This is a genomic window from Nocardia sp. NPDC047648 (assembly GCF_040642815.1).
GTDB lineage: Bacteria > Actinomycetota > Actinomycetes > Mycobacteriales > Mycobacteriaceae > Nocardia > Nocardia gamkensis.
This window is the reverse complement of record NZ_JBEYSX010000006.1, coordinates 40,861-65,779: the sequence shown is the minus strand read 5'-3', so window position 1 is coordinate 65,779 and position 24,919 is coordinate 40,861. Positions and strand designations below refer to the sequence as shown.

The window sequence follows — 24,919 nt, the reverse complement described above, 5'->3', positions numbered from 1 at the left end:
ATGTCCGACCTATTGAGGCTGGCCACCGCCGGTTCTGTCGACGACGGCAAGTCCACTCTGGTCGGACGCCTGCTCTACGACACGAAATCCGTTCTGGCCGACCAGATCGACGCCGTCACCCGCGCGTCGGTGGACAAGGGTCTCGCCACACCGGATCTCTCGCTGCTCGTGGACGGGTTGCGCGCGGAACGCGAACAGGGCATCACCATCGATGTCGCCTACCGCTACTTCGCCACTCCTCGCCGCTCTTTCGTGCTCGCGGACACCCCGGGGCACGTGCAGTACACCCGCAACACCGTGTCCGGCGCGTCCACCGCGCAGCTGGTGATCCTGCTCGTGGACGCGCGCAAGGGCGTCATCGAGCAGACCCGCAGGCATGCCGCCGTGCTCGCGCTGCTCGGCGTGCCGAAGCTGGTGCTCGCGGTGAACAAGATCGATCTGGTGGACGACGCCGCCGCCGTGTTCGCCGCCATCTCCGCGGAGTTCAACGAACTCACCAGCACGCTGGGCTGGTCGAGCGAGGACGTGCTGGAGATCCCGGTCTCGGCGCTGCACGGCGACAACATCGCCTCCCGGTCGGACAACACCCCGTACTACAACGGCCCCTCGCTGATCGAGCACCTGGAATCGGTGCCGGTGGACGCGGACAGCACCGGCAGTCACGCGCTGGGCCTGCGGTTCCCCGTGCAGTACGTGATCCGGCCGCGCACTGCCGAATACCCGGACTATCGCGGGTACGCCGGACAGATCGCGGCGGGCGCGGTGGCTCCGGGCGACGAGGTCGTGGTGCTGCCCTCGGGCATCCGCACGACCGTCGAGCGGATCGACACCCCGGACGGCGAACTCGCGGTGGCGCAGACCGGGCGCAGCGTCACGCTGATCCTGGCCGACGACGTCGACATCTCCCGGGGCGACATCATCGCCTCGGCCGCCGACGCGCCGGAACCGGTCGACACCTTCGACGCCACCGTCTGCTGGCTGGGTGACAAGCCGCTGCGGCCGGGTGCGCGACTGCTGCTCAAGCACGGCACCCGCACCACCCAGGCGATCGTCGGCACGCTGCTGGAGCGCTTCGACGAGCAGCGGCTCGCGGCAGATCCGAGCCCGGAGGCATTGGAGCTCAACGACATAGGGCGCATCTCGGTGCGGGTCGCCGAGCCCATCCCGGCCGACGACTACCGGGCGAACCGGCACACCGGCAGCTTCCTGCTGATCGACCCGGCCGGTGGCAACACCCTGGCGGCCGGTCTGGTCGGTGATGTGCTGTCCGCCGTAGAGGTCGGCACCGGAGCCTGATGGCAGCGCGGCGAGCACTTTTCGGCACCCCGCCTGCGGGCCGCGCGACCGCCCGGGCCGGGCTCGGCGGGAGCGCACCGCGACCGCCCGCGCTGATCGCGGTGGCCCACGGTAGTCGTGACCCGCGCTCGGCCGCGACGGTCGCGGAGGTGGTCGGGGCGGTCGCGGCCGCGCGGCCGGAGCTCGACGTCCGTACGGCGTTCCTCGATCTCACCGCCCCGTCGGTCGAACAGGTCGTGGATGCCGTTGCCGCCGAAGGTCATACGCATGCGGTGGTGACACCGCTGCTGCTCGGCAGCGCCTTCCACGCCAGGGTCGACCTGCCCGGACTGCTCGCCACGGCAGGCGCACGCCATCCCGGGCTGCGGTTGACCCAAGCCGATGTGCTCGGCGTGGACGCCGGATTGGTCGGTGCGTTGCGCGACCGGGTCCTCGCCGCCGATGGCGCCGTGCACGCCGCAGCGGCCCGGCATCTGGGTATCGCGGTCGCGGCGGTCGGATCGTCGTCGGCCGCGGCCAATGCCAGGACCGCCGAAGTGGCCGCCCGCTTGGCCGCCCGCACCGGCTGGCGGACCGAGATCTGCTTCGCGACCACCGAACCGTCCGTCTCGGCGGCGGTCTCGCGATTGCACGCCCGCGGCGCGCAGCACGTGCTGGTCGCGCCGTGGTTCCTCGCACCCGGCCTGCTGACCGATCGCCTGGCCCACGCCGCGCCGCAGGCCACCCACGCCGATGTGCTCGGCGCGCATCCGGCCCTCACCCAGATCGTCCTGGATCGCTACCACGCGGCGATCGCGGAGACGCGCGCGCTTTCGGCCTGAGGGCGCACGCGAGAACGGCCGCGGACGACGGCCCTGTTCTCTCTCTCCCGGCGACTATGCCGCCGTTCCGCCGGCGGTGCCGCATGCTAGGAACAAGGCATGGCCGAGTCGTTCCGCACCACCTCCTGCGCCAGCCACGGACACCCCGAGTTCACCGTCGTTTTCACCGAGCCGCAGCTGACCGGCATGGAGACCTGGTTGCTGTCCTACTTGGAATCCACCGTCGCGGCGGGCACGCGATACCAGCCCGGCGAGACGATCCGCATCGGCTGGAATCTGGTCCGGGTACGCGGCCGCGACGACGGCACACTGGGGCTGGCCGAACGCACCGATGCGCAGAACTGGGTCGAGCAGGTCGATCGCACCCTGCGTGACGTCTGGTTCCAGCGCGAAGTCGCGGCGGGCGTCGGCCTGGCCGACCACCTCGACTTTCCCGGCGAGGATCAGCAGGCGATCGTCTCGTCGTGCGGGCTCGAGTCGCCGGTACTGGTGCTGGCCCGCACCGCGACGAAGGACCCGGATTCCTCCGGTTGGTCGGTCGAGTGCTTCGAAGACCACGCGCACCGCGCGTCGTACTACACCACCCTGCTCGAACTGGCCGCCGCCATGCCGTTCGCGGTGCAGTTCTTCGCCCTCCCGGTCGCGACGACGGTGCTGATCGAAAGCCCCGAGATCACGCCAACCGGCACCATCCGGCCCCACATCGTGGACGCGGACGGCGTTGAACTGCCCCCTATCCCCGGCTCTTACCTGGACTACCTGGTCAACGGTTCGCCGAGCGATCAGCCGGACGTCGCGAGCAGATCCGCCACGACGGCGCGCGCGGTCGCGACCCCCGACTCATCGCCCATCTGACGGGCGGTGTGCGCCGCGCCGATCACCGCGTCCAGTTCGAACGCCACGGCGTCGGCCGTGCGGCCGGCGAGATGCCCCTGCTCTTGGGCCCGGCGAATCTGCTCCACCAAGAACGCGAGCCAGTCCCTGCGGTCTTCGACGATGGCATCGCGCACCGGGCCCGGTCTGCTGTCGAACTCGGCGAGGGTCGCTACGCGGAAGCATCCACCGGGAAACGCGGGCTGGACCACCTGACCGATCCAGCGCTCGACCAGGGCGCGCAGGCGCCGTAGTCCGGCGGGCTCGCTCAGGCTCGGCGTGATGACCTCATCGATGAAGACCTGCCGCGCGGATTTCACCGCCGCGATCTGCAAGCTCTCCTTGCTGCCGAAGAGGGTGGCGATCCCGCTCTTGCTCAGTCCCAGATCTGTGGCCAATCGGCCGATACTGACGCCGTTCAATCCTTCGACGGACGCCACGTCGGCGGCGCGGCGCGCGATCGACGCCCGCGCCCGAGCGCCTTTCGCCAAGCGCTGATCGGTGCCGCGCGGCGGGTCGCCCGCGGTGACGGACTCGGTCATGACCCCATTCTTCCACTCCACTGTTGCACATACGAACGTATGGTCGTATTTTAAGTGAACGAACGATCGTGCGTTTTGTTTCCCTGCTTCTAAGGACTTCCCATGACCGACGCGTCCGTGCGGCTCGACAGCCCGCCGACCGCGCCCGCCGCTACCCGCACCTTGCTGATCGCCTGCGGCGCGGCCTTCATCGCTTTCCTGGATCTCTCGGTAGTCAACATCGCCTTCCCCTCGATCGCCCGGGACTACCCCAGCACGGCCACCACCACGCTGACCTGGGTCGTCAGCGGCTACGCGGTCGCCTTCGCCGCGCTGCTCACCCCGGCCGGACGCTTCGCCGACGCGCTCGGACGCCGCAGGCTGTTCCTCGGCGCGCTGGCCGGTTTCGCCCTCACCTCCCTGCTGTGCGGGCTCGCGCCGACGGCGGGCTGGCTCATCGCGGGCCGGGTACTGCAAGGCGGCACCGCGGCGCTGATGGTGCCGTCCGCGCTCGGCTTGGTACTGGCCGTCACCCCGCGGGAAAGGATCGGCGCGGCCATCGGAGCCTGGTCGGCCGCGGGCGGGTTCGCCGCGGTGGTCGGCCCCGCGCTCGGTGGCGCGCTGGTCGAAGGATTCGACTGGCGAGCGGTCTTCGTGATCAACGTGCCGGTGGCGCTGCTGCTGATCGCGGCGGCGGCCCGCATCCCGGCCGTGGAGGGCCGTCGGGCGGGCGGCGGGTTGCCCGATCCCCTCGGCACCCTCGCGGTCGCGCTGGGTCTCGGCGGACTGGTCGCGGGCGTCACGAAGGGGCAGCGCTGGGGCTGGACCTCGGTGGGGACGCTGACCACGCTGATCGGCGGTGGCTTGCTGGTCGTCGCCGCGCTCGCCCGTTCGGCGCGCCACCACGATCCCGCGATCGCGGTGGAGCTGTGGCGCAGCAAGTCGTACGCGCTGGCCAACGCGACCTCGTTCGTCTTCGGCGCCGCCATGTTCGCCTGGCTGCTGGCGGGACCGCTGTTCCTGGACGCGATCTGGGATTACTCGGTGCTCGGCTCCGCGGGCGCGATGACGATCGGAGCGGTGGCGTCGATGGTGACGGCGACCGTCGCGGGCCGGGTCGGCTCGCCCGTCATCAGGCGATGGCTCGGCGTGCTCGGGGCGTCGATGTTCGTCGCGTGCACCGTGTGGATGAGCACGGACGCCTTCGGCGCCACGCCGAACCTGTGGGCGGCGTGGATTCCGGCCGGGGTGCTCGGCGGCGGCGGCATCGGCTTCGTCGTCACGGTACTGGGCACCGCGTCCGCCAGTTCGCTTCCGCCCCAGCAGTTCGCCGCCGGAACCGGCATGAATCTGACCGCGCGGCAAGTGGGCGGCGCACTCGGCGTGGCCGTACTCGCCGCCGTGTTCGCGGCGCGGCCCGACGATCCGCTCGGCGCGTTCCACACCCTCTTCGCCGTGTGCGCGGGCATTGCCGCCGTGGCCGCCTGCCTGGCCGCCCTCCCCGCCCGTACCCCGTCATTCTCTTCTGAAAGCTAGGAAACACAGTGAGCGACAACACTCTTCGCACCGAAGCCAACGATCCCCTGGTGCTGCCGCCCGAAGAACAGCGGCGTCTGCTCGTCGACGCCCCCTGGCAGCGCTACGCGGTGCTCGGCGACTCCATCGCGCAGGGCGTCGGCGACCCCAGCCCCGGGTACGAACCGGTGGGCTGGGCCGACCGTGTCGCGGCCGTGCTCACCACGGCCCGCCCGGATCTGGCCTACCTGAACACCGGCCGGATCGGTGCCACCTCCGCCCAGGTTCTGGCCGAACAGTTGCCCGGCGTGCTCGAATTCCGCCCGGATCTCGTCCATCTCAGCTGCGGCGGCAACGACCTGTTCCTGCCCGGCGGCGATCTCACCGAACTGCGGACGAACCTGGATACGATGTTCGCCACGCTGACCCGCACCGGAGCGCAGATCGTCACCTTCACCCTGGCCGATGTCTGGGAAGTCGAGCGCATGGCGCCGATGCGTCCGATGCGCGAGCGGATGGCCCAGCTCAACGACCTGACCCGCGAGCTCGCCACCCGCTACGACGCGCTGCTGCTCGAACTCTGGGACCACCCGCTGCGCCTGCGGCCCGACCTGATGAGCGCCGACCTCATCCACTTCAGCATGAGCGGCCACGCCGTACTCGCCTCGGACATGGTGCGCACCCTGGCCGACCACGTGCTCGCACCCCGCTGATTCGGTCACGATGCCGCACCGTCCGGTCCGTAGCGGTCGAGCAACTCCACGCCGAGGCGGGCCAGTTCGGCGCGCACCTCGGCGGGACCGAGAACCTCGATCGAGGCGCCCCAGCCGGCCAGCTGCTGGGCCAGCATCCATGCGGTGGGGGCGGTGACGCGGACCCGGATACGACCGTCGTCGGCCGGGCCGTCCACGACGCAGTTCCTGCCCTGCTGGTCGCGCAGGATCGGCAGCAGGCGTTCGGAGATCAGCACGGTGGCGGCGGTGGTGGCGCGCCGCCGCTCCATTTCTTCGACCACCTGCGCCCAGGCGGCGGTGAGGTCGAAATCGTCCGGGCGGTGGGCCGGTTCGCCGGTGAGCGACGCCTCGGCGATCCGGTCGACGCGAAACGTGCGCTGCCCCCGCTCGGTTCCCGCGACCAGATACCAGACGGCATCCTTGTCCACCAGTCCCCAGGGATCGACAAGACGCTCGGACGGCTCGCCGGTGCGGTTCGCGTAGCGCAGCCGCACCTTGGCGCGCTGCACGACAGCGCGTTGCAGCAATGCCACCACCGGTGGCAACTCCCGGTCGGTCGCACCCCAGCGCGCCGGATCGATCACCACGGCATCGGCGGCCGCCTGCGCGTCGCCCCGAAAGGTCTGCGGCAGCGCGCGGACCAGCTTGCGCAGCGCCGACTTCGCCTCCGGTACCGCACCGGCGGAGGGACCGGCCAGGAGGAACAACGCGCGGGCCTCCCCCGCCGTCAGCCCGCTCAGATCCGTGCGCGCACCGCCCACCAGCGACCAGCCGCCGCCGCGCCCGGGCTGCGGGTACACCGGTACCCCGGCCGAAGAGAGCGCTTCGAGATCCCGGCGGGCGGTGGCGACCGAAGTCTCCAGCTCCGCCGCGACCTGCGCGGCCGTCACCCGGCCCCGGGTCTGCATCATCAGCAGGATCGCCACCAACCGGTCCGCTCGCATGGGCACAATTCTGCCGTCAAAAGTGCTCATTCGGTGCGCACTTTTGATCGGATGATGGTTCTACCAGCACGAAACACAACGACTCGAAGGAGAACCACCATGCTGCGCGGAATGGCGACGAGCACCTTCTACGCCGACGATCTGGAGGCCGCCAAGGACTGGTACACCGAGTTCTTCGGCGTCGAGCCCTACTACCACGTGCCCGACGGCTACTACGAGTTCCGCATCGGCGACTACCAGCACGAATTCGGCATCGTGAACCGCGCGTACGCCCCGGCCGGAGCACGCAACGCGCCCGGCGGCGCGATCGTCAACTGGCACGTCGACGACCTGCGGGCGACGTTCGACCGGCTGCTGCAACTCGGCGCGACCGTCTACGAACCCATCACCCCGCGCGGCGACGGCTTCGTCACCGCCGCCGTGGTCGATCCCTTCGGCAACGTTCTCGGCTTCATGTCGAACCCGCACTACCTCGCGGTCCTCGCCGAGACCGGTCCCGCGTAGGCCGGAGACCGTCCCGGTCGGGTCAGGGCCGGAACCAGCGCTCCAGCACGGTGGCGACGCCGTCTTCGAGGACATGGCCGGTCACTTCGTCCGCGAGTTCACGGACGTCCGTCGGCGCGTTGGCCATCGCGACCGAATGTGCTGCCCAGCGCAGCATGTCCCGATCGTTGTAACCGTCACCGATGGCCAGCGTCGCCTCGTCCGGCACACCGAGGGCGATGCGGAGTTGTTCCAGCGCCCACCCCTTCGACACGCCCTGCCGGGATACGGTGAGCCACGGCCCGTACTCGCCGTGCACCCAGCTCGCACCCGGCACTCGCAGAGAGCGCAGCGCGAGCAGCATCTCCTCCAGCGAACCGTCCGGCAGCCAGCCGTTCAGCCGCGGAGTCGGCTCGCTGCTCAACGCGTGGTGGTCGACGAGCAGGTAGTCGCCGAGGGAGAACTCGCCGGGACCGGCTCCGGTGGCCCATGTGCCGATGCCGACCTTTTCCACGGCGAAGATCATCGCCGGGAACAGCGCGCGCAACGCCATGATCGCGGGTGCGGGGTCGAAGGACTGGATCGCGACCGGTTCCCCCCTGGCCACGTCGATGTGCACGGCTCCGTTCGAGCAAAGGGCATGCCCTTCGAGCAGGCCGAGTTCGGTGAGCACCGGACGGGTGGTCAGCAGGGTGCGTCCCGTCGTGACCACGACGTGCGCACCCGCTGCCACGGCCGCGCGCACCGCCGCGACCACACGCGTACTGATCGGTGTTCCCGTGTCCAGCAGCGTCCCGTCCACGTCCAGCGCGATCAGCTGGGGACCCCCGGATGCCATCAACCTATTGTGCCTCGGCGGCGGCGCACCCGTCGCCGATTCCGGCGTGCCGAGACCCGCTCGCGCGCTGGTCAATTGGGCGTCGCCGCCCGCACAGCTACCGACCGCGGGCTCCACCGCCGCCCGCACCTCCGGCACCTCCCGCGGACGACCCACCCACCGAACCGGAACGACCCCGCGATCCACCGGATGACGAAGCGCCCGAGGAGTTCCCGGTCGAGTGACCACCCGCCGACGACGCTCCGCCCGGGCGCCCGTTCGATGAGCCGCCGGTCGAGGGCGAACCGCCCGACGACGAGTTACCCGCCGACCCACCGTTGGACGAACCGTGCGCCGACAAGTTGCCACCGGACCCGCCCGACGACGAACCGCCCGACGACGAGTTACCCGCCGATCCACCGTTGGACGAACCGTGCGTCGAGGAGTTGCCAGCGGACCCGCCCGACGACGAATTGCCCGCCGACCCACCGGAGGACGCACTGTGCGTCGAGGAGTTGCCAGCCGACCCACCGGAGGACGAACCATCCGACGACGAATTACCCGCCGACCCGGCCGAAGACGAACCGCCCGACGACGAATCACCGGCCGAGGATGAGCCGTTCGTCGAGGAGTGGCCTGCCGGCCCGCCCGACGACGACCCGCCCGGCGACTCGCCGGACGATCCGTTCGCGGAGGAGTCGCTCGTCGACCCACTGCTCGATGCGGTTGCGCCGGAGGAAGTACCCCCGGCGTCCCCGGGGGAAGAGCCCCCCGGGGACGTGCCCGCGGAGGAGGACGAATTCGAGCCTGAGCCGCCGTGCTCGTCCGAGCCCGTACCGGTGCCCGGTGCGTCGGACGTCCCGGTCGACGGATTGCCCGGTGCGCTCCCGCCGGACGCCGGACCGGGCTCCGCCGGCGTCGAACCGTTCTGCGGCGCGGGAACACCGGAGCCCGGCGGCGTCCCGGTTCCGGGCGCGGGCGGCCGGCCGGGTACCTGTCCGGGCTGACCAGGGTGCGCAGGCTGCCCGGGAAGCTGCCCGATGTCCCCCGGTGCGGGGCGGACGACCGGTGCGAACGGCAGCGGATTCACGAAGTAGGCGGGATCGCCGTATCCCCGGTAGCGGAATCCGCCCGGGGCGCAGCAGTTTCGCGGGTCCCGATGCGAGCCGAGCCGCGACTCCGCCACCGAAGGTCCATAACCGGCGCCGCGTGCGGCCGGTGTGATGAATCGGGTATAGGCGGAGGTCCGTTGCGCGAGCAGGGCCCGGCCCGAGTTCCAGGTGGTGGCGGACATCGTGGACCAGGCGTCGGCGAACTGCTCGTTTCCGACATCGACCAGCAGGCTGTCGGTCGGCACACCGAGTTCCGGCAGACGCTCGAGCAGCGGCGACAGCTCGGGAACCGTAGGTCCACCGAAGACCGTGACCGCCGACATGGCGACCGCGGAGACCACCGCGGCACTGGAGAACACCGCCACCCGCGGCGCGGCGGATCGGCCGTCCGAGGCGCCGAGCGCCATCGTGCGCGCCGCCATGAGGGCGGCGCCCGCGGCGGTCGCCTGCCCCGGGTCCGCCGAGATCAGCACGGGAGGGCCGAGTTCGGCGAGCGTCCGCGCCACCTCCGCGGGACGCGACGCACCTCCCACCAGCAGAATGCAGCCGATATCGGTCAGGGTGATACCCGATTCCCGCACGCACTCGCGAACCAGCTGGAGCGAGTCCTGCACGTGTGCCGTGCGCAACCCGTCGATATCGACGATGGACGTCATCGACAGTCGGGCGGACCCGGGCTGCACGTCCGGGGCGTAGCGCGCGATCATCGACCCCAGCGGTCTGCCGCCGAAGTCGTAGGAGCGCACCGGCTTACCGATCATCGGATGGTTGTCCCAGTCGGGACCGACCCGCACGATGCTCACGTCGAGGCTGGTGCCCCCGAGGTCGTAGATCAAGACGAAGCCGGTTTCCAGCGGGCCGTACTCGTGCTCCAGCCATTCCGCGGCCGCGACGGGTTCGGGTACCAGGAGCACGTCGCCCGCCCCGGATAGGTCCAGCGCCTGGCGCAGCAACGCGACCTGCTTGTCGGAGTACACGGCGGGATAGGTGGTCACGACGCCCGCCTCGGAGGCGCCCGGCTCGATCGCGCGGAGTTCGCCGACCACCGCGGCGACGAGATTGGCAGGCGACCAGATGCGTCCGCCGACGATCACCGCCTCCGGATCACGGGCGAGATCGGCGAAATCCGTGACCGCCATGCTGAACTGCGCGATCCCGCCCAAGCGCAGCCCGCCCGCGCTGTCGAAGGTCACCGCGGTGCGCCGCGACCGCACCGCCGGACGTGGTCGGTCCGCACTGACCGAAGCCGTCACGGAGTTCACTGAACCAATGCTGAAACCCAGCCCTGTAGTCATTCGCTATCCCGTCAACGCACCGTGACCACGTCCATCACATGGAGTTCCCCTGTGGCCGCGGTCGTCTTCCAAACAGCCACCACAGGTTAGCTGTTTCGGGTTCATACGGATGCGCAATTGATACGGATCGTTCTACTTTCAGCAATAATCGTCCGAAATACCAGGTAGATACGAGACAGCATGAGCGTCCAGTCCACTCGACACGGTGAATCATCCTGCGCTCTAGACGATTCCGCTACCACACAGCGATCACGAAATATCGAAGCAAACCAAACCGAACGCCGGTTCAGCGGGCGAAAAGCACACCGAGAGATAGACACCAACCGGTCGGTAACCAGATGCTTGCCACAACTGCGCATTTCGGCCGGTCGCCACTTCCGGAAGTCGTATGACACATCAACTAGATGTCCGATACTCGCCAGCGTCGCGGTGCGCGTCCGGCTTGACTCGATAGCGGTCCACCACGGAGGTGAGATCGCGAGAGTGGAGAGGGAATCGAACGATGGCAACACGGTTCGCGGAGCAGGTCGTACTGATCACCGGCGCGACCTCGGGTGTGGGCAAGGCGGTGGCGCTGCGGGTCGCGAGCGAAGGCGCCGCGGTCGTGCTCGGCGCCCGGGGCAAGGACGCGGGTGATCAGGTGGCCGCCGACATCCGCGCGGCAGGTGGCCGCGCGCTGTTCGTGCCGACCGATGTCACGGTGGAACAGGACGTGGCCCGGCTGACCCACGCCGCGCTGTCCGAATTCGGCCGCCTGGACGCGGCATTCAACAACGCGGGCGCGGTGTGCGCCTTCGGTCCGGTCGCGGAGATCGACGAGGCGGGCTGGCGCGCCGATCTGGAACTCAATCTCACCAGCGTGTTCTACGGCCTGCGGCATCAGGTTCCCGCGCTGGCGGCCTCCGGCGGCGGCGCGATCCTGAACAACGCCTCGAATCTCGGCGTGGTCGGCATGGGTTCGGTGGCGCCGTACGTGGCGGCCAAGCACGGGGTGGTCGGCTTGACCAGGGCCGTGGCGCTCGAGGCCGCGGAGCAGGGGGTACGGGTGAACGCATTGGTCTCCGGAGCTGTCGACACCCCGGCGTTCCGGAATTCCATGGGCGCGACGCCCGAAGGCGAGGCCGCCATCGCGGCGCTGCACCCGGTGGGCCGCATCGCGACGCCGGAGGAGATCGCCTCGTTCTGCGCCTACTTGCTCAGTGGCGAAGCGAGTTTCGTCACCGGCGCGGCACTGGCCATCGATGGCGGATTCACCGCACGCTGACCCGCCGGCCTGGGGACCGCCTCGAGATACCGGCGCGCGGCCGGGGTATCTCGAGGCGGGGTTCCTCAGGCGCGAGCCAGCAAGCGGCGGACTCGGCCGGGACGGGCTTCCGCCGCTCCCGTGGCTCGGACCGCCGGTTGTCGCACCCGCACCATGCGATCGAAATCCGTCGCGGAACCTGCGGGTTCGGGCAGGCGCCCGGCGTTGAAGTCCGCGGCCAGCTGCCGCACCGTCTCCTGCGCGCAGGATTTGTTGGTGCCGATGAAGCCGGTGGGCCCGCGCTTGATCCAGCCGGTCACGTAGGTGCCGGTGACGACGGCGCCGTCCGGGCGCTCCAGCACCCGGCCCACCTGGTTCGGGATCACCGCGGCCTGCTCGTCGAACGGCAGGCCCGGCACCGCGACGCCGCGGTAGCCGACCGAGGTGAGCACCAGTCCCGCGTCGAGCCGATCGGTCTGCCCGGTCGGCACGGCGCGGACGCGGCCGTCCGGATCGGTGACGAGTTCGGTGCGGGCGATTTCGAGTCCGGTCACCCGATCGGTCCCCTGGATCTCGGTGGGCGCGGCCAGGTAGCGGAACACGATTCGCTTGCGCTCCCCCACCGGCCGGGTGCGCACGCTGTGCAGCAGCCGCAGCTTCTGTTCGACGTGGAAGGGCAGTTCCGCGCCGAGTTCGGGCAGCTCACCCTCGACCACGATGTCCACATCGCAGCCCAGCAGGCCGACGAATTCCGGTACGGTGAAGGCGGATTCGAGAGGGCCGCGCCGACCGAGCACGACCACTTCCTCGATCTTGCTCTCGCGCAACGCCCGCAACGCGTACGGCGCGATGTCGGTGCCCGCCAGTGTCGCGGGGTCACAGGTCAGCACGCGCGCGACGTCGAGCGCGACATTGCCGTTGCCGACGATCACGGCGCGCCGGGCGGACAGGTCGAAGGCATGGTCGACGTGATCGGGATGGCCGTTGTACCAGGCGACGAAGTCGGTGGCCGACACCGTGCCCGCCAGGCCCTCACCCGGAATGCCGAGCTTGCGATCCGACGAAGCGCCGACCGCGTAGATCACGGCGTGGAAATGGTCGAGCAGCTCGGCGTGCGATATGTGCGCGCCGACTTCGACATTCAGGTATGCACCGAAACCCGGTTGCGCGGAGATGACGTCGAACAGCTCGCCGACCTTGCGGGTCTTGTCGTGATCCGGCGCGACGCCGTGCCTGGCCAGGCCGTAGGGCACCGGCAGCCGGTCCAGCACCGTGACCGATACGTCGGGCTGGGTCAGCAGTTCGTCGGCGGCGTACATCGCCGAGGGTCCCGATCCCACGATCGCCACCCGCAGCGGCGTGCGCTCGGTGTGGATCCGCGCCGCGGGCACCGGTCGCGCCAGCAGTGGGCGCGGCCGGGCCTGCCGGTAGAAGTCGGCGTTGATCTCGATGAACGGCTTCTGCTCTGCGGTCAGCTTCTTCGCCGACACGATGGCGTCGACCGGGCACGCGGTGGCGCAGGCGCCGCAGTCCACACACGCCTTCGGGTCCACGTACAGCATCTCCGCCGTCCGGAAGTCCGGTTCGTCGGGCGTGGGATGGATGCAGTTGACCGGGCAGGCGTACACGCAGGACGCGTCGCTGCAGCAGGATTGGGTGACGACGTACGGCATGCCGGCTCAGGCGACCTTGCTCGCCGCGCGCAGCGGTTCCGACCGGTACCGCGTGCTGGGACCGTCGATCCCGAGCGCCTTCCAGAACGCCTTGGCGACCGGGTTCATCAGCCCGATGTCCTTGGCCAGGGCGCGCACGTCGCAGAAGTAGTCGCTGAAGACCCGCTTGGCCTCCTTCGAACCGAAGAACAGCTCTTTGCGGACCTCGTCCGGGATGCCGAACTCGGTGAAGAACGACCGCGGCGGAGTGACGATCGCGCGGCCGAGAATCCACATGACGAGCGGCATGGCCAGCGAGAGGACGAACTTCTGCGCTGGCTTCGCCTCCGGCACATGGTTCTTCAGGAACTCGTGCGCGAAGGAGATGTGCCGCGCCTCCTCCGCGACGTGAATCGCCATCACGCCGCGCATGATCGGGTGCACGTCTTCGCCGGAGCGCAAGATCTGCTTCTGGATGTGGTCGATCGGCTCCTCACCGGCCAGCACGGCCATGAAGAACAGGTTCGGGAACCAGGCCGCGACCGGCGCGCCCAGGTACTTGAACTTGCTGACCAGCGGGCCCATGCCGGGCACGTCCAGGCCGATGCGGTTGACCATCTCCTGGAACATCAGGGTGTGGTTGTGCTCCTCGATCATCTCGTGGGAGCAGTACCGGAACTCCGGCGAACCGTTCGGCAAGCCGAAGTTGTGGATGACCATGCCACTGATCAGGATCGACTCGAACTGCAGGCCGACCTTGGCGATATTCGCCTGCCGGTATTTGCCGACCGCGATCTTCTGTTCCTCGGACAGCGCCTGGTACCAGGGGTGGCGGGCCACGGTATCGGCCGACTCGGGCAGGATCCAGCGCTCCTCACCGGCGTCGGCGGCGAAGTCGGGATTGTCCCAGTCGATGTCCTCGAAGGGGTCGAAGTGCTTGTTGACCGATCCCTCCGACAGCAGCAGCAGCTTCGCGGCGTACTCCTGTGCCTTCTCCAGATCGGGATCGACTGCGGGTGTCACGGCTGCAGACATCGTCGTCACTGCCCTCTCCTCGATGGAACCATTTAACTGTATCCCATAGTTACACCAACGGAGAGTCACGTCAACCCAACAGTTGCCAGGGCCGTCCGGCGGCGCGCGCCCTCATCACGCGCACCGCCGGACGGCCCCTGTTCTTCCCGGACCTCGCCGGAGCCCTAACTCACGAGCACCCCGTCACCGGCCGCCAAGAGGGAGGTCCCGAAACCGAAGACCGCCGACATGCTCGTCACGGCGACCACCCGGCCCAGCCGCCGACGGGTCCGCCGCGACAGCATCAAGGCCCGCGTAGCGGCACGACGACGGGTGCGGCGGCGCCGAATCCGGCGCTGTTCGGCCACCACCTCGGCCGCGACCGCGGTCCTGCGGCCGATGATCGCGGCGCCGTCGGCGGTGGTTCGCTCCGGGTCCGCGCCTGCGATCACCGGCCTGGCCAATTCCGCCGCGAGGACCTCGGCCACCTCCGCCGGGCGCGCAGCCCCACCGACCACCAGGACTCGATCGACATCGGCCATGGTGACGTCCGCGACCCGCAAGCAGCGGTAGACCACTTCGAGAGACTCCCGGACGTGCCGGGCGCGCAATTCTCCGGCGATCGTGTCGGCGACCGACTCGGAGACCGAGGACGAGGACAGGCCGGGTCCGGCGTGCTCGGCGATCAAGGCGCCGAACGCGCGTCCGCCGAATTCGGTCGAACGCAACGGAACGCCGACGATCGGATTGCGCGGGCATCCCGCGCCGACCCGGACCAAGGTGACGTCGAGCCCGGCGCCGCCCAGGTCGTAGACCAGCGTGAGTCCCGGCATAAGCGGACCGCGATCGGCTTCCAGCCAGGCCGCCGCCGCGACGGGTTCGGCGACCAGGGCGACCTGCGTGAGTTCGACGCCATCGAGCGCCGCCCGCAACGCGTCCACCTGCTCGTCGGCGTAGCGGGCGGGATAGGTCACCGCGATACCGAGGCCGGTTCCGCATTCCGGATGGTCCCGCACCACCTCGTCGATCAGGCACTTGGCCACCGTGGCGACCAGGTCCGCCGGTGCGAGCGCGCGGTTACCCACCCGCGCCCACGTGCTGGAACGCTGCGTGAGATCGGCGAATTCGGTGACCGCGCGCCCGTGCCGGGAAATCATGCCGACTCTGGCCACGCCGGTGCTGTCGAAGGTCAGCGTGGTCCGGCGCGTGATGGGCTGCGCCCGCTGCTTTTTGCGTCGCCCCGGCGGAGCCTTGGCCGAACCTTCCTCCGCGAGAACGGAAACCGTGTTCACCGTACCGATGCTCAACCCGAGACCAACCGCCATCGCAATCCACCCGATCGCCGTGCCGATTTGCTTCGAACGTCGTTCAGGCAACCACCCCGCGATCTTCGTGCCAAGTCCGGACAACCGATTGTCCGCAAGCCGCCTGTGCTCGACCGGGCAGTTTCCGCGTTCGCCGACGCCCTCACCTGGCCGACCAGCGCTACACATTCCGTCCAGTCGGATTTCCTTGCGACACGCGGGGATAGGTGGTGCCCGGCGGAAGTTTGCCGGTTTCCGGTTCCCGGCCCGAACCTTCCTCGGCGACACCTCTCCACATCGGGAGACACCCCTTGACGAGTCCACACAGCGCGGTGCGGGCGATTAGCCGCGCGATTTTGCCCGCGCAGAAATGCTCGAGCTCGCCTTCGGTGAGCTGAGCCTCCGGCGTGAGGACAACGTAGTAGCGGCCGATCTCACCGAGCACCGGATCGGGTACGCCGATGCCGACCGCCATACGGACCTGCGGGTGCTCGGTACGCATAATCCTGACAGGACTCGGGGCGTAGGCATCGCGCCCGCCGAGGTTGCGGCATCAGGATCCTGCCCGGCCCGATCCGGCACGACGCGTCACCCGGGATTCACGCTTCTCGTGCCAGAACCCGAAATGTCAGCGACCGCAGCAACTTCTCAGCTCAGCGACCGAAAAACCTCAGTGGGTGGGGAGTTCCGGAATCCGAGTGGCGCGAACGTAGACCGTCTCGCCGTCCGAGAGCCGCAGCGCTTCGGCGTCGCCGCGGGTGACCTGAGCGGAGAACAGGTCGCCGGTCGCGGCATTGCGCAGCTCCACGCGCACTTCGAACCCGAGATGGACCACACGCTCGACCGTCGCCCTGGTGACACCCGCCGAGTCGGCGGTGCCCTCGTGCTCGGCGAGGGCCATGCTGGGGTCACGGCCGACGCGAATGTCGTGTGGCCGCACCAGATGTCCATTGAGCCGGGCCACCGCGCCGAGGAACGACATGACGAACTCGTTGGCGGGCCGGTCGTACACGTCCTCCGGAGTGCCGATCTGCTCGATGCGGCCCTTGTTCATCACCGCGATCCGGTCGGCGACGTCGAGCGCCTCCTCCTGGTCGTGGGTGACCAGCACGGTGGTCACGTGGACCTCCTCGTGCAGCCGGCGCAGCCAGGTCCGCAGATCGGCACGGACTTTGGCGTCCAGCGCGCCGAACGGTTCGTCCAGCAGCAGCACCTGCGGATCGACGGCGAGCGCGCGGGCCAGCGCCATGCGCTGCCGCTGCCCGCCCGACAGCTGGGCCGGATAGCGGTGCTGGAAGCCGTCCAGTCCCACGATGCCGAGCAATTCGTCGACCCGCTTGCTGATCTCGTGCTTCGGGCGCTTGCGGATCTTCAGGCCGAACGCCACGTTGTCGCGCACGGTCATGTGCTTGAACGCCGCGTAGTGCTGGAAGACGAAGCCGATGTCGCGCTTCTGCGGCGCCACCCGGGTGACGTCGCGTCCTGCGATGCTGACCACACCGGAGTCCAGCGATTCCAGTCCGGCGATCGAGCGCAGCAGCGTCGATTTGCCCGAGCCCGAAGGGCCGAGCAAGGCGGTGAGCTCGCCGGAGGGAATGTCGATGGTGACGTTGTCGAGGGCCGCGAACGTGCCGTAGTTCTTGTTCGCGTTGGTCACGGTGATCACTTGGTGCCCCGCTTACGTTCGAGGATGGTCATCAGCAGAAGGGTGACGAGGGCGATGCCCATCAGCAAGGTCGCGGCGGAATAGGCGCCGAAGGTGTTGTGGTCGTTGATGTACCGGCCGTGCACGAGCAGCGTCAGCGTCTGCGACTTGCCCGGCAGCGCGGAGGACACCATGATCACGGCGCCGAACTCACCGAGCGCGCGGGCAACGGTGAGCACCACGCCGTAGGTCAGGCCCCACCGGATCGCGGGAAGCGTGATCCGCCAGAACGTCTGCCACTTCGACGCGCCCAGGGTGGCCGCGGCCTGCTCCTGGTCGTCGCCGATCTCGTGCAGCACCGGCTCCACCTCGCGCACCACGAACGGCAGCGTGACGAAGATGGTGGCGATCACCATGCCCGGCAGGTTGAAGATGACCTTGAAGCCCAGTTCTTCCAGGCCGCCGAACCACCCGCCCGCGCCCCACAGCAGGATCAGCGAGACGCCGACCACCACGGGCGAGACCGCGAACGGCAGGTCCACGATGCCCTGGACCAGGTTGCGGCCCGGGAACTTTCCCCGGACCAGCGCGAGCGCCGTCACGATGCCGAAGATCACGTTCACCGGGACGGTGATCGCGACGATCAGGATGGACAGCTGGAACGCCGAGATCGCCGCGGGCGTGCTGATCGAGTCGGCGAACGCGCCGATCCCGCGCTCGAATGTGCGCCACAGGATGATGACCAGCGGCAGCACCAGCAGCACCAGCAGGTAGCCGAGCGCCACCGTCCGCAACGAGATGCGGGTCAACGGATGCAGATTCATCGGGCCGCCTGCTCCTTGCGAGCGCTGCGTTCGGCGAGCAGCCGCAGCACGAGCAGCGTCGCGAACGAGATGGCCAGCAACGCGACCGACACGGCCGCCGCGTTCACCGGCCGGTCGATCTCGATCTGCTTCTGGATGTACTGGGAAGCCATCTCGGTCTTGCGCGGGATGGCGCCGCCGATCAGCACCACCGAGCCGTATTCACCGATCGCGCGGGCGAAGGCCAGGCCGCCACCGCTGATGATCGCGGGCGTCAGGGCGGGCAGCACGATACTGCGGAACGTGGTCCAGTTGTTCGCGCCCAGGGAGAGCGCGGCCTGCTCGACCTCGCGGTCGGCCTCGATCAGCACCGGCTGCACCGAACGCACCACGAACGGCAGCGTGACGAACGCCAGCGCGACCACCAGGCCCGGCTGGGTGGCGTTCAGGTGGATGTCGATCGGGCTCTGCGGCCCGTACAGCGAGAGCAGCACGATGCTGGCGACGATCGTCGGCAGCGCGAACGGCAGGTCGATCAGCGCGTTGACGACGCTTTTGCCGGGGAACTCGTCCCGGACCAGCACCCAGGCGATCAGCGTGCCCATCACCACATTGATCACCGCAACCACCACCGAGACCAGCACGGTGATGCGCAGCGAATCCAGCGCGGCAGGAGCGGTGACGGCGTCGTAGAAGCCGGACCACCCGTCCTCGAAGCTCGTCACGGTGAGCGCCGCCAGCGGCAGCAGCACGATGATGCTCAGCCACAGCACCGCGGTGGCGATGCCGAGCGGGCCCACCGAGCCGGTCACGCGCAGCCACGACCAGTTCCTGCCGGGGGCCGGGCGCGCGGGGTCGGAGACGCCGGGACCGGCCTGCGCGGTCCCGGCGTTACTGCTCTCTGTCACAGTCGTCCAGTATCCGGTGTAACGGGGGTCACCAGGTCACTTGGTCGCGTTGTCGTAGATCACGGCGACCGAGCCGGTGTTCGGAGTGAACAGCTCCTTGTCCACGGTCTTCCAGCCGCCGAGGTCGGCGATCGTCCATAGCTTCTGCGGGGTCGGGAAGTCCTTGGCGTAGTCGGCGGCGATCTTCGGGTCGACCGGACGGAAACCGGCGGCGGCCCAGGCCTGCTGGCCCTCGGCGGTGAACAGGAAGTCGCGGAAGGCGACGGCCTTCTGCTGGTTCTTGCTGTTCTTCAGCACCGCGACCGGATTCTCGATCTTGAACGTGACGGGCGGGACGATGTGCTCGATCGGGTCGCCGTTGCGCTCGGCGAAGATCGCCTCGTTCTCGTAGCTCAGCAGCACGTCACCGGTGCCCTGCAGGAAGGTCTCGGTCGCCTCGCGGCCGGACTTGGGCTGCACCTTCACGTGGTCCTTGGAGACCAGCTTGCTCAGGTAGTCCAGGCCCGCCTGCGGGTTCTTGCCGCCGTCACTCTTGGCCGCGTACGGCGCGAGCAGGTTCCACTTGGCCGAACCGGAGCTGAACGGGTTCGGGGTGACCACTTCGACGCCCGGCTTCAGCAGGTCGTCCCAGTCCTTGATGCCCTTCGGGTTGCCCTTGCGCACGACGATCGTGACCACCGAACCGAACGGGATGCCCTTGGTGGCGTCGGCGTTCCAGCTGGCGTCCACCAGGCCCGCGTCGACCAGACGGGTGACGTCCGGTTCGACCGAGAAGTTGACGACGTCGGCCTCGGCCCCGTCCTTCACCTTGCGGGACTGATCGCCGGAGGCGCCGTAGGACTGCTGGATCTGGACGCCCTTGCCCTGCTCGGTCTTGTTGAACTCGGGGATCACCTTGTCGAAGCCGGGCTTCGGCACGGCGTAGGCATAGAGGTTCAGCGTGCCGCCGCTGCCGTCCGCGCGGTCTCCTCCGGTCGTGTCGCTGGCTCCGCCGCCGCACGCGGTTAGCGCGACCGCCGCGAGTGCGGCGAGGGCAACGGCGCTGTAGCGTCGACGCGGCGAAAGCCAAGATTTGCGAGCCATCGAAGTGGACCTTTCCTGCGGACCGCCAGTTGTCCGGTAATTCATCGGTGGCGGCGACCATCTGTTTGATTCAGCAGACCTGCCGATCGGGTGATACGGCAGCGGCGCGACTAGCGGCCACAACGGGCCGTTGGGGAGGGCAGGCACATCTGCGCAAAGCGCGCCGGTCTACTGGGAAACGAGACGCGGACGTGCCCGGTTGCCGATCAGCGACAGTAGATGTCCGCGACCGCGAGATCACCGACAGCAATCAACGCCAATTCATGGCGGACCTGCGGCACGGCACTCGAAGACACGGGCAGACTTTAGCAGAGCCGACGACGGAGTTCGAATCGAAGAGTCCCAGGAAGAGGGCGGTTTCATCCCATGACCAACCGGCCCCGATCGTGTACGCGCCGGTTCCACCGCATCGGTACCCGCAGGTGGAGCGCACCGCGCTGGTTACCTCGGGGTCACCGGGCGGGGTCGGACGTGGTGCTGCGCACACTGCCGGGATTGCGAGCCCGACCTCAGCGGGCGATCAACCAGGCGACGACGATGAGCACCAGCAGGGCGACCAGGGCGAGCTGAACCCGCGACCGTGGCATCAGTGCGCTCCGCTCTGCACCGGGGTGCGCCGCTCGGGCACCTGCTCGGGTTCGAGCATCACCGGCGCGCCGGCCGGGGCCGGCCGCACCGGCGAAGGGTGGGCGCTGTACCGGCGATCCAGGATGCGCAGGACGGCGCGCAGCACACGATCGAGCCCGTAGGCGATGGCGAAGCTGATCGGGACCATGCCGACGAGGACCACGAGGAACTGCGGAATGAACGGCAGCCCCGCGACCCACAGCTCGAAGCCGTCCCACCAACCTGCGATGCGATGCACGGCTCCAGCCTAGTCGGTTCGCCTTCCGGCTCCACGAGTCCGTCGGCCACGGCGGCGCAGCCGGGAAGCCGCGCGGTGGACGCCGGGCGCCCGTCGGCCCGAAGATTGGGGTATGGCGTCCTCCGATGACCTCACCCTCAACGACTCCGACGGCTTGCCGACGAGCTTGGCCGAGCCGACGGGCGCGACCTACCCGCACCGTCACGGCGCCTACCCGCCGATCGACGACTACGCCTTCCTGTCCGACTGCGAGACCAGTTGCCTGGTCGCCAGCAACGGCGCGGTGGAATGGATGTGTGTGCCGCGGCCGGATTCGCCGAGCATCTTCGGGGCGATGCTGGACCGCAGCGCGGGTCACTTCCGGGTCGGTCCGTACGGCGTCAACGTGCCCGCCGCCCGCCGCTACCTGCCCGGCGGGATGATTCTGGAGACCACCTGGCAGACCGGCACCGGCTGGCTGGTCGTGCGCGACGCGCTGGTGCTCGGGCGCTGGCACAACAATGATCAGCGCAGCAAGACCCATCGGCGCACCCCGATGGACTGGGATGCCGAGCACCAACTGCTGCGCACGGTGAAATGCGTGAACGGCACCGTGGAGCTCGAGGTGAGTTGCGAGCCCGCGTTCGACTACCACCGGGCCACCGCCCGCTGGGAGTACACCGGCAAGGTGTACGAGGAGGCGACCGCGGTGCGCAGCGACGATCCGAGCGCCGGGCCCACGCTGGTGCTCACCACGGATCTACGCCTCGGACTCGAGGGCAGGGAGGCGCGGGCCCGCACCAGGATGAAGGAGGGCGACGAGGTGTTCGTCGCGCTCACCTGGTCGGAACTGCCCGCGCCGCGCACCTTCGACGAGGCGGCCAACAAGATGTGGCAGACCACCGAGTGCTGGCGCCAATGGATCACCCTCGGCAAGTTCCCCGATCACCCGTGGCGCAACTACCTGCAGCGCAGCGCGCTCACCCTCAAGGGCCTCACCTATGCCCCGACCGGCGCCCTGATGGCGGCACCGACCACATCCCTGCCGGAAACGCCTGGCGGAGAACGCAATTGGGATTACCGCTACACCTGGGTGCGGGATTCCAGTTTCGCGCTGTGGGGTCTGTACACCCTCGGTCTGGACCGGGAGGCCGACGACTTCTTCGCGTTCCTCAACGACGCGACCACCGGCGAGAACGGCGAGCCGGTCCCACTGCAAGTGCTCTACGGCATCGGCGGCGAACGACAGCTCGACGAGATCATCCTCGATCACCTCGGCGGCTACGACCAGTCGCGGCCGGTGCGCATCGGCAACAACGCCTACCGGCAGGACCAGCACGACATCTGGGGCACCATGCTCGACGCGGTGTACCTGCACGTGAAGTCGCGCCAGCAGGTGCCGGAGACCTTGTGGCCGCTGCTGGTCCGCCAGGTGCACGCCGCCATCGAGAACTGGAAGGAGCCCGACCGGGGCATCTGGGAGGTGCGCGGCGAGCCGCAGCACTTCACCTCGTCCAAGGTGATGTGCTGGGTGGCGCTGGATCGCGGCGCGAAACTCGCCGAGCTGCACGGCCAGTACGAGCACGCCGAGGAGTGGTACGCGATCGCGGAGGAGATCAAGGCCGACGTCCTGGCCAACGGCGTCAACTCCGAAGGCGTGTTCACCCAGGTCTACGGCGGTGACACCCTGGACGCCTCGCTGCTGCTGGTGGTGCTCACCCGCTTCCTGCCGCCCGAGGACGACCGCGTGCGCGCCACCGTACTGGCCATCGCCGACCGGCTCACCGAGAACGGCTTGGTGCTGCGGTACCGGACCGAGACCACCGACGACGGTCTGAGCGGCACCGAAGGAGCGTTCACCATCTGCTCCTTCTGGCTGGTCTCCGCGCTGGTCGAGATCGGGGAGATCCAGCGGGCGCGGCACCTGTGCGAGCGACTGCTCGGCTTCGCCAGCCCGCTGCGGTTGTACGCCGAGGAGATCGATCCGCGCAGCGGCCGTCACCTCGGCAACTTCCCGCAAGCGTTCACCCACCTGGCGCTGATCAACGCCGTCACCCACGTGATCCGCGCCGAGGATTCCCGGCACGCGGGCCGGTTCCAGCCCGCGCACACGCCACAAGGCCATCCGGTCTGATATCGGGTGGCCCCGACCCGACACCACACGGCCACCCGGTCCGACCCGACGGGAACGGCCTACACGGAGACGAGTCCGTCGGCCTCCTCGCGCAGCGCGCGCAGTTTGCCCAGCCGCGCCTCGAGGTCGGCGATCCGTTCCGGCCTGCGGTCGCCGTACTTGCCGTAGTTCTCCTCGGCCGACCGCAGCGCGTCGTCCGCGGCGCGCGAGACCTCGGTCGCGATGTCGGTGAAGTGGTCGCGCAGCACCCGCTGCATGGCGCGCAAGCGATTGCGCGACTCCTTGCCGACCTGGAAGATCACATCGTCCATCAGGCGGGCGACCGCGACCTTCGCCTCGGCGCGGCGACGCAGCTTGCGGTTCTTGCGGTCGTCCCACAGCGCGTTGACGCCCAGCAGCACGCCCGCGCCCGCCGAGTACCAGTTCACCAGCGACATACCCAGCAGGCTGGTAGCCAGACCGACCATCAGGATGCCGCCGTAGGAGCCGCGCAGTCCGGTCAGGAACTGCTGGGTGACACCGGCTTTCGCGCTCTCCAGCGGCTCCAGCGGCTGCACCGCCTCGAGCACTTCCCCCGGGTTGGCCAAGCGCAGGTCCGGTAGCGGAGGGGTCCGGTTGTCGGCCGGGAACTTGGCGGCCACCTGCTCGCACAGCTCCATCGAGCGGTAGTGCGCCACGGCGAAGTTCTCCTCGACCGCCTCGCAGATGCGCGCGTCCAGATCGGCGCCGAATTCCTTCCACCGGCGCGCCGGATCGGTCCGGGTGATCTCGGTCTCGGCGTCGCGGATCAGGCTGCGCAGCCGGTGGCGCAGGTCGTGCTCGATGTCGGCCATCAGCTCTGTCGCGCCGTCGACCAGCGTGACCTGCCAGTTCGCGGTGCGCTGGCGCAGCTGGTCGGCCTCGTCGCGGGCGCGGGCCAGCTGATCGGTGATCTCGGCCCGCCGCCGCGGGTCGCGCAGCGCCTCGGCCTCGGTGCGCAACGTCAGCGCGAGATGGTCGCAGACCAGGCGGATGTCCTGGACCGCCGCTTCCAACGCCACCGCGTCCGCACGTGCCACCACGTAGTCGCGCAGGTGATCGATCAGCTGCGGCACTCCGGATTCGATGTCGCGCTGATAGTCACCGGTCAGCCCGGCCTGCCGGTGCAGCTCGGCGGAGACCGGCGCCACCGCGAAGCCGAGTCCCGCGGCGTCCAGCAGTTCGCGGTTGCGCTGCTGGGTGCGCGACCAGTGCGGGAACACGTCGATCTTGTTCAGCACGCAGATCACGGTCGGGCAGATCTGCTGGATGCGCTTCAGTTCGGCGATCTGCTCCGTGGTCAGCTCGGTACCGGCGTCGCCGACGTAGAGCACGGCGTCGGCCGCGGCGATCATCGACCAGGTGGTGCGGTTGTCGCCCAGCGCACCCGGTGCGTCCATGACCACGACACCATCGGCGAGCAACGGGCTCGGCTGGGTGAACTCGGCGCGGACGACGCCCTGGGTGGCCAGCGCCGGACCGGGGTCGAGCGGGTCGACCGACTGGCGTTCGGTGCGGCCGTACTCGGTCTGCCGCACCAGCGTCGCGGTCGGCTCCGGCCCGTATTCGACGATCACCGGGACGCTCAGATCGCTGTTCGTCGCACTGACCGAGGCGCCGACCAGGCTGTTGACCAGCGTGCTCATGCCGTTCTTCGGATGGCCGACGACCACGAGCCGTACCCGGGGATCACTCACCCTGGCGTGGACCATGCCCAATCGGCTGCCGAGGTCGTCGCGTCCCGCGGATCGGGCCGTCTCCCGCAGCTCGTCGAGTATTCGGATGAGCGGGGCCATCGCGTCCGGATGTTTCACGGTCGCAGCCTTCAGCCCGGCAGCGGCAGACAACCCTCCTCCTTAC

Annotated in this window: 23 protein-coding genes; 8 read left to right on the top strand and 15 right to left on the bottom strand. The window is 69.2% G+C overall.

The window, feature by feature from the left end; all coding sequences use genetic code 11:
* From ABZ803_RS14780 to ABZ803_RS14770, 3 genes are all read left to right on the top strand, one after another.
* Window positions 1-1,296 (top strand): GTP-binding protein, encoded by a 1,296-nt coding sequence (locus ABZ803_RS14780; protein WP_040865592.1) that lies wholly within the window; start codon window positions 1-3, stop codon window positions 1,294-1,296.
* Window positions 1,296-2,117, top strand: coding sequence for a sirohydrochlorin chelatase (locus ABZ803_RS14775; RefSeq protein ID WP_357037334.1), 822 nt, complete (start codon window positions 1,296-1,298; stop codon window positions 2,115-2,117). Before ABZ803_RS14780 ends, ABZ803_RS14775 begins: the two co-directional genes overlap by 1 nt.
* Window positions 2,118-2,216: 99 nt before the next feature.
* The gene (locus ABZ803_RS14770; RefSeq protein WP_357037331.1) at window positions 2,217-2,972 is read left to right on the top strand and encodes a hypothetical protein; all 756 of its coding nucleotides are present in this window, start codon (window positions 2,217-2,219) and stop codon (window positions 2,970-2,972) included.
* On the opposite strand, the gene ABZ803_RS14765 is transcribed toward ABZ803_RS14770, so the two are convergent.
* Window positions 2,900-3,532 (bottom strand): TetR/AcrR family transcriptional regulator, encoded by a 633-nt coding sequence (locus ABZ803_RS14765; RefSeq protein ID WP_357037329.1) that lies wholly within the window; start codon window positions 3,530-3,532, stop codon window positions 2,900-2,902. The genes ABZ803_RS14770 and ABZ803_RS14765 overlap by 73 nt on opposite strands.
* Before the next feature lie 102 nt (window positions 3,533-3,634).
* On the opposite strand from ABZ803_RS14765, the gene ABZ803_RS14760 reads away from it, so the two are divergent.
* Window positions 3,635-5,047 carry an MFS transporter gene (locus tag ABZ803_RS14760; protein ID WP_357037326.1) on the top strand — a complete coding sequence of 471 codons (1,413 nt, stop codon included), beginning with the start codon at window positions 3,635-3,637 and terminating at the stop codon, window positions 5,045-5,047.
* Window positions 5,048-5,055: 8 nt separating this feature from the next.
* Window positions 5,056-5,739: an SGNH/GDSL hydrolase family protein gene (locus ABZ803_RS14755; protein ID WP_357037323.1), complete on the top strand. Its 684-nt coding sequence runs from the start codon at window positions 5,056-5,058 to the stop codon at window positions 5,737-5,739.
* A 5-nt stretch (window positions 5,740-5,744) separates the two neighbouring features.
* Here the strand turns inward: ABZ803_RS14755 and ABZ803_RS14750 are convergent, their stop codons facing one another.
* Entirely contained in the window at window positions 5,745-6,704 is a 960-nt protein-coding gene (locus ABZ803_RS14750) for a YafY family protein (protein ID WP_357037320.1), read from the bottom strand.
* A gap of 99 nt (window positions 6,705-6,803) precedes the next feature.
* On the opposite strand from ABZ803_RS14750, the gene ABZ803_RS14745 reads away from it, so the two are divergent.
* On the top strand, window positions 6,804-7,208 hold the full coding sequence (locus ABZ803_RS14745; protein WP_040865585.1) for a VOC family protein: 405 nt from the start codon (window positions 6,804-6,806) through the stop codon (window positions 7,206-7,208).
* Window positions 7,209-7,230: 22 nt separating this feature from the next.
* Here the strand turns inward: ABZ803_RS14745 and ABZ803_RS14740 are convergent, their stop codons facing one another.
* The gene (locus tag ABZ803_RS14740) at window positions 7,231-8,025 is read right to left on the bottom strand and encodes an HAD family hydrolase (RefSeq protein WP_357037316.1); all 795 of its coding nucleotides are present in this window, start codon (window positions 8,023-8,025) and stop codon (window positions 7,231-7,233) included.
* 97 nt (window positions 8,026-8,122) lie between these two features.
* Complete coding sequence (locus ABZ803_RS14735; RefSeq protein WP_357037313.1) at window positions 8,123-10,378, bottom strand: Hsp70 family protein; 2,256 nt, start codon at window positions 10,376-10,378, stop codon at window positions 8,123-8,125.
* A 535-nt stretch (window positions 10,379-10,913) separates the two neighbouring features.
* On the opposite strand from ABZ803_RS14735, the gene ABZ803_RS14730 reads away from it, so the two are divergent.
* Window positions 10,914-11,675 carry an SDR family oxidoreductase gene (locus ABZ803_RS14730; protein ID WP_357037310.1) on the top strand — a complete coding sequence of 254 codons (762 nt, stop codon included), beginning with the start codon at window positions 10,914-10,916 and terminating at the stop codon, window positions 11,673-11,675.
* 65 nt (window positions 11,676-11,740) lie between these two features.
* Here the strand turns inward: ABZ803_RS14730 and ABZ803_RS14725 are convergent, their stop codons facing one another.
* The 10 genes from ABZ803_RS14725 to ABZ803_RS14680 all read right to left on the bottom strand — a co-directional run bounded on the left by ABZ803_RS14725 (window position 11,741) and on the right by ABZ803_RS14680 (window position 20,928).
* On the bottom strand, window positions 11,741-13,327 hold the full coding sequence (locus ABZ803_RS14725) for an FAD-dependent oxidoreductase (protein ID WP_357037307.1): 1,587 nt from the start codon (window positions 13,325-13,327) through the stop codon (window positions 11,741-11,743).
* Between the two features lie 6 nt (window positions 13,328-13,333).
* A complete protein-coding gene (locus ABZ803_RS14720; protein WP_062969780.1) occupies window positions 13,334-14,341 on the bottom strand; it encodes a diiron oxygenase in 1,008 nt (335 codons plus the stop codon).
* 164 nt (window positions 14,342-14,505) lie between these two features.
* Window positions 14,506-15,612 (bottom strand): Hsp70 family protein, encoded by a 1,107-nt coding sequence (locus tag ABZ803_RS14715; protein WP_357037304.1) that lies wholly within the window; start codon window positions 15,610-15,612, stop codon window positions 14,506-14,508.
* 193 nt (window positions 15,613-15,805) lie between these two features.
* Window positions 15,806-16,126 (bottom strand): hypothetical protein, encoded by a 321-nt coding sequence (locus tag ABZ803_RS14710; protein WP_357037301.1) that lies wholly within the window; start codon window positions 16,124-16,126, stop codon window positions 15,806-15,808.
* 168 nt (window positions 16,127-16,294) lie between these two features.
* Window positions 16,295-17,290 (bottom strand): sulfate ABC transporter ATP-binding protein, encoded by a 996-nt coding sequence (locus tag ABZ803_RS14705; protein ID WP_040865543.1) that lies wholly within the window; start codon window positions 17,288-17,290, stop codon window positions 16,295-16,297.
* Window positions 17,287-18,093, bottom strand: coding sequence for a sulfate ABC transporter permease subunit CysW (cysW, locus tag ABZ803_RS14700; RefSeq protein ID WP_062976531.1), 807 nt, complete (start codon window positions 18,091-18,093; stop codon window positions 17,287-17,289). The genes ABZ803_RS14705 and cysW overlap by 4 nt, the downstream gene beginning before the upstream one ends.
* Window positions 18,090-18,890, bottom strand: coding sequence for a sulfate ABC transporter permease subunit CysT (gene cysT / locus ABZ803_RS14695; RefSeq protein ID WP_174315480.1), 801 nt, complete (start codon window positions 18,888-18,890; stop codon window positions 18,090-18,092). Before cysT ends, cysW begins: the two co-directional genes overlap by 4 nt.
* A 126-nt stretch (window positions 18,891-19,016) precedes the next feature.
* Window positions 19,017-20,063, bottom strand: coding sequence for a sulfate ABC transporter substrate-binding protein (locus ABZ803_RS14690; protein WP_357037296.1), 1,047 nt, complete (start codon window positions 20,061-20,063; stop codon window positions 19,017-19,019).
* A gap of 206 nt (window positions 20,064-20,269) precedes the next feature.
* Entirely contained in the window at window positions 20,270-20,359 is a 90-nt protein-coding gene (locus ABZ803_RS14685; protein ID WP_312038717.1) for an Ms4533A family Cys-rich leader peptide, read from the bottom strand.
* 290 nt (window positions 20,360-20,649) lie between these two features.
* On the bottom strand, window positions 20,650-20,928 hold the full coding sequence (locus tag ABZ803_RS14680; protein ID WP_357037293.1) for a hypothetical protein: 279 nt from the start codon (window positions 20,926-20,928) through the stop codon (window positions 20,650-20,652).
* Window positions 20,929-21,040: 112 nt separating this feature from the next.
* Between ABZ803_RS14680 and ABZ803_RS14675 the strand changes: the two genes are divergently transcribed.
* A complete protein-coding gene (locus tag ABZ803_RS14675) occupies window positions 21,041-23,041 on the top strand; it encodes a glycoside hydrolase family 15 protein (RefSeq protein ID WP_357037290.1) in 2,001 nt (666 codons plus the stop codon).
* Window positions 23,042-23,100: 59 nt separating this feature from the next.
* On the opposite strand, the gene ABZ803_RS14670 is transcribed toward ABZ803_RS14675, so the two are convergent.
* A complete protein-coding gene (locus tag ABZ803_RS14670) occupies window positions 23,101-24,906 on the bottom strand; it encodes a dynamin family protein (RefSeq protein ID WP_357037287.1) in 1,806 nt (601 codons plus the stop codon).
* Window positions 24,907-24,919: the final 13 nt, after the last annotated feature.

Bases quoted from the DNA above. Each gene is read 5' to 3' on its own strand.
- ABZ803_RS14745 (WP_040865585.1), top strand. From the start codon at position 6,804: ATGCTGCGCGGAATGGCGACGAGCACCTTCTACGCCGACGATCTGGAG.
- cysW (WP_062976531.1), bottom strand. From the start codon at position 18,093: ATGAATCTGCATCCGTTGACCCGCATCTCGTTGCGGACGGTGGCGCTC.
- ABZ803_RS14740 (WP_357037316.1), bottom strand. From the start codon at position 8,025: ATGGCATCCGGGGGTCCCCAGCTGATCGCGCTGGACGTGGACGGGACG.
- ABZ803_RS14780 (WP_040865592.1), top strand. From the start codon at position 1: ATGTCCGACCTATTGAGGCTGGCCACCGCCGGTTCTGTCGACGACGGC.
- ABZ803_RS14690 (WP_357037296.1), bottom strand. From the start codon at position 20,063: ATGGCTCGCAAATCTTGGCTTTCGCCGCGTCGACGCTACAGCGCCGTT.
- ABZ803_RS14710 (WP_357037301.1), bottom strand. From the start codon at position 16,126: ATGCGTACCGAGCACCCGCAGGTCCGTATGGCGGTCGGCATCGGCGTA.
- ABZ803_RS14775 (WP_357037334.1), top strand. From the start codon at position 1,296: ATGGCAGCGCGGCGAGCACTTTTCGGCACCCCGCCTGCGGGCCGCGCG.
- ABZ803_RS14730 (WP_357037310.1), top strand. From the start codon at position 10,914: ATGGCAACACGGTTCGCGGAGCAGGTCGTACTGATCACCGGCGCGACC.
- ABZ803_RS14760 (WP_357037326.1), top strand. From the start codon at position 3,635: ATGACCGACGCGTCCGTGCGGCTCGACAGCCCGCCGACCGCGCCCGCC.
- ABZ803_RS14765 (WP_357037329.1), bottom strand. From the start codon at position 3,532: ATGACCGAGTCCGTCACCGCGGGCGACCCGCCGCGCGGCACCGATCAG.
- ABZ803_RS14725 (WP_357037307.1), bottom strand. From the start codon at position 13,327: ATGCCGTACGTCGTCACCCAATCCTGCTGCAGCGACGCGTCCTGCGTG.
- ABZ803_RS14750 (WP_357037320.1), bottom strand. From the start codon at position 6,704: ATGCGAGCGGACCGGTTGGTGGCGATCCTGCTGATGATGCAGACCCGG.
- ABZ803_RS14720 (WP_062969780.1), bottom strand. From the start codon at position 14,341: ATGTCTGCAGCCGTGACACCCGCAGTCGATCCCGATCTGGAGAAGGCA.
- ABZ803_RS14675 (WP_357037290.1), top strand. From the start codon at position 21,041: ATGGCGTCCTCCGATGACCTCACCCTCAACGACTCCGACGGCTTGCCG.
- ABZ803_RS14770 (WP_357037331.1), top strand. From the start codon at position 2,217: ATGGCCGAGTCGTTCCGCACCACCTCCTGCGCCAGCCACGGACACCCC.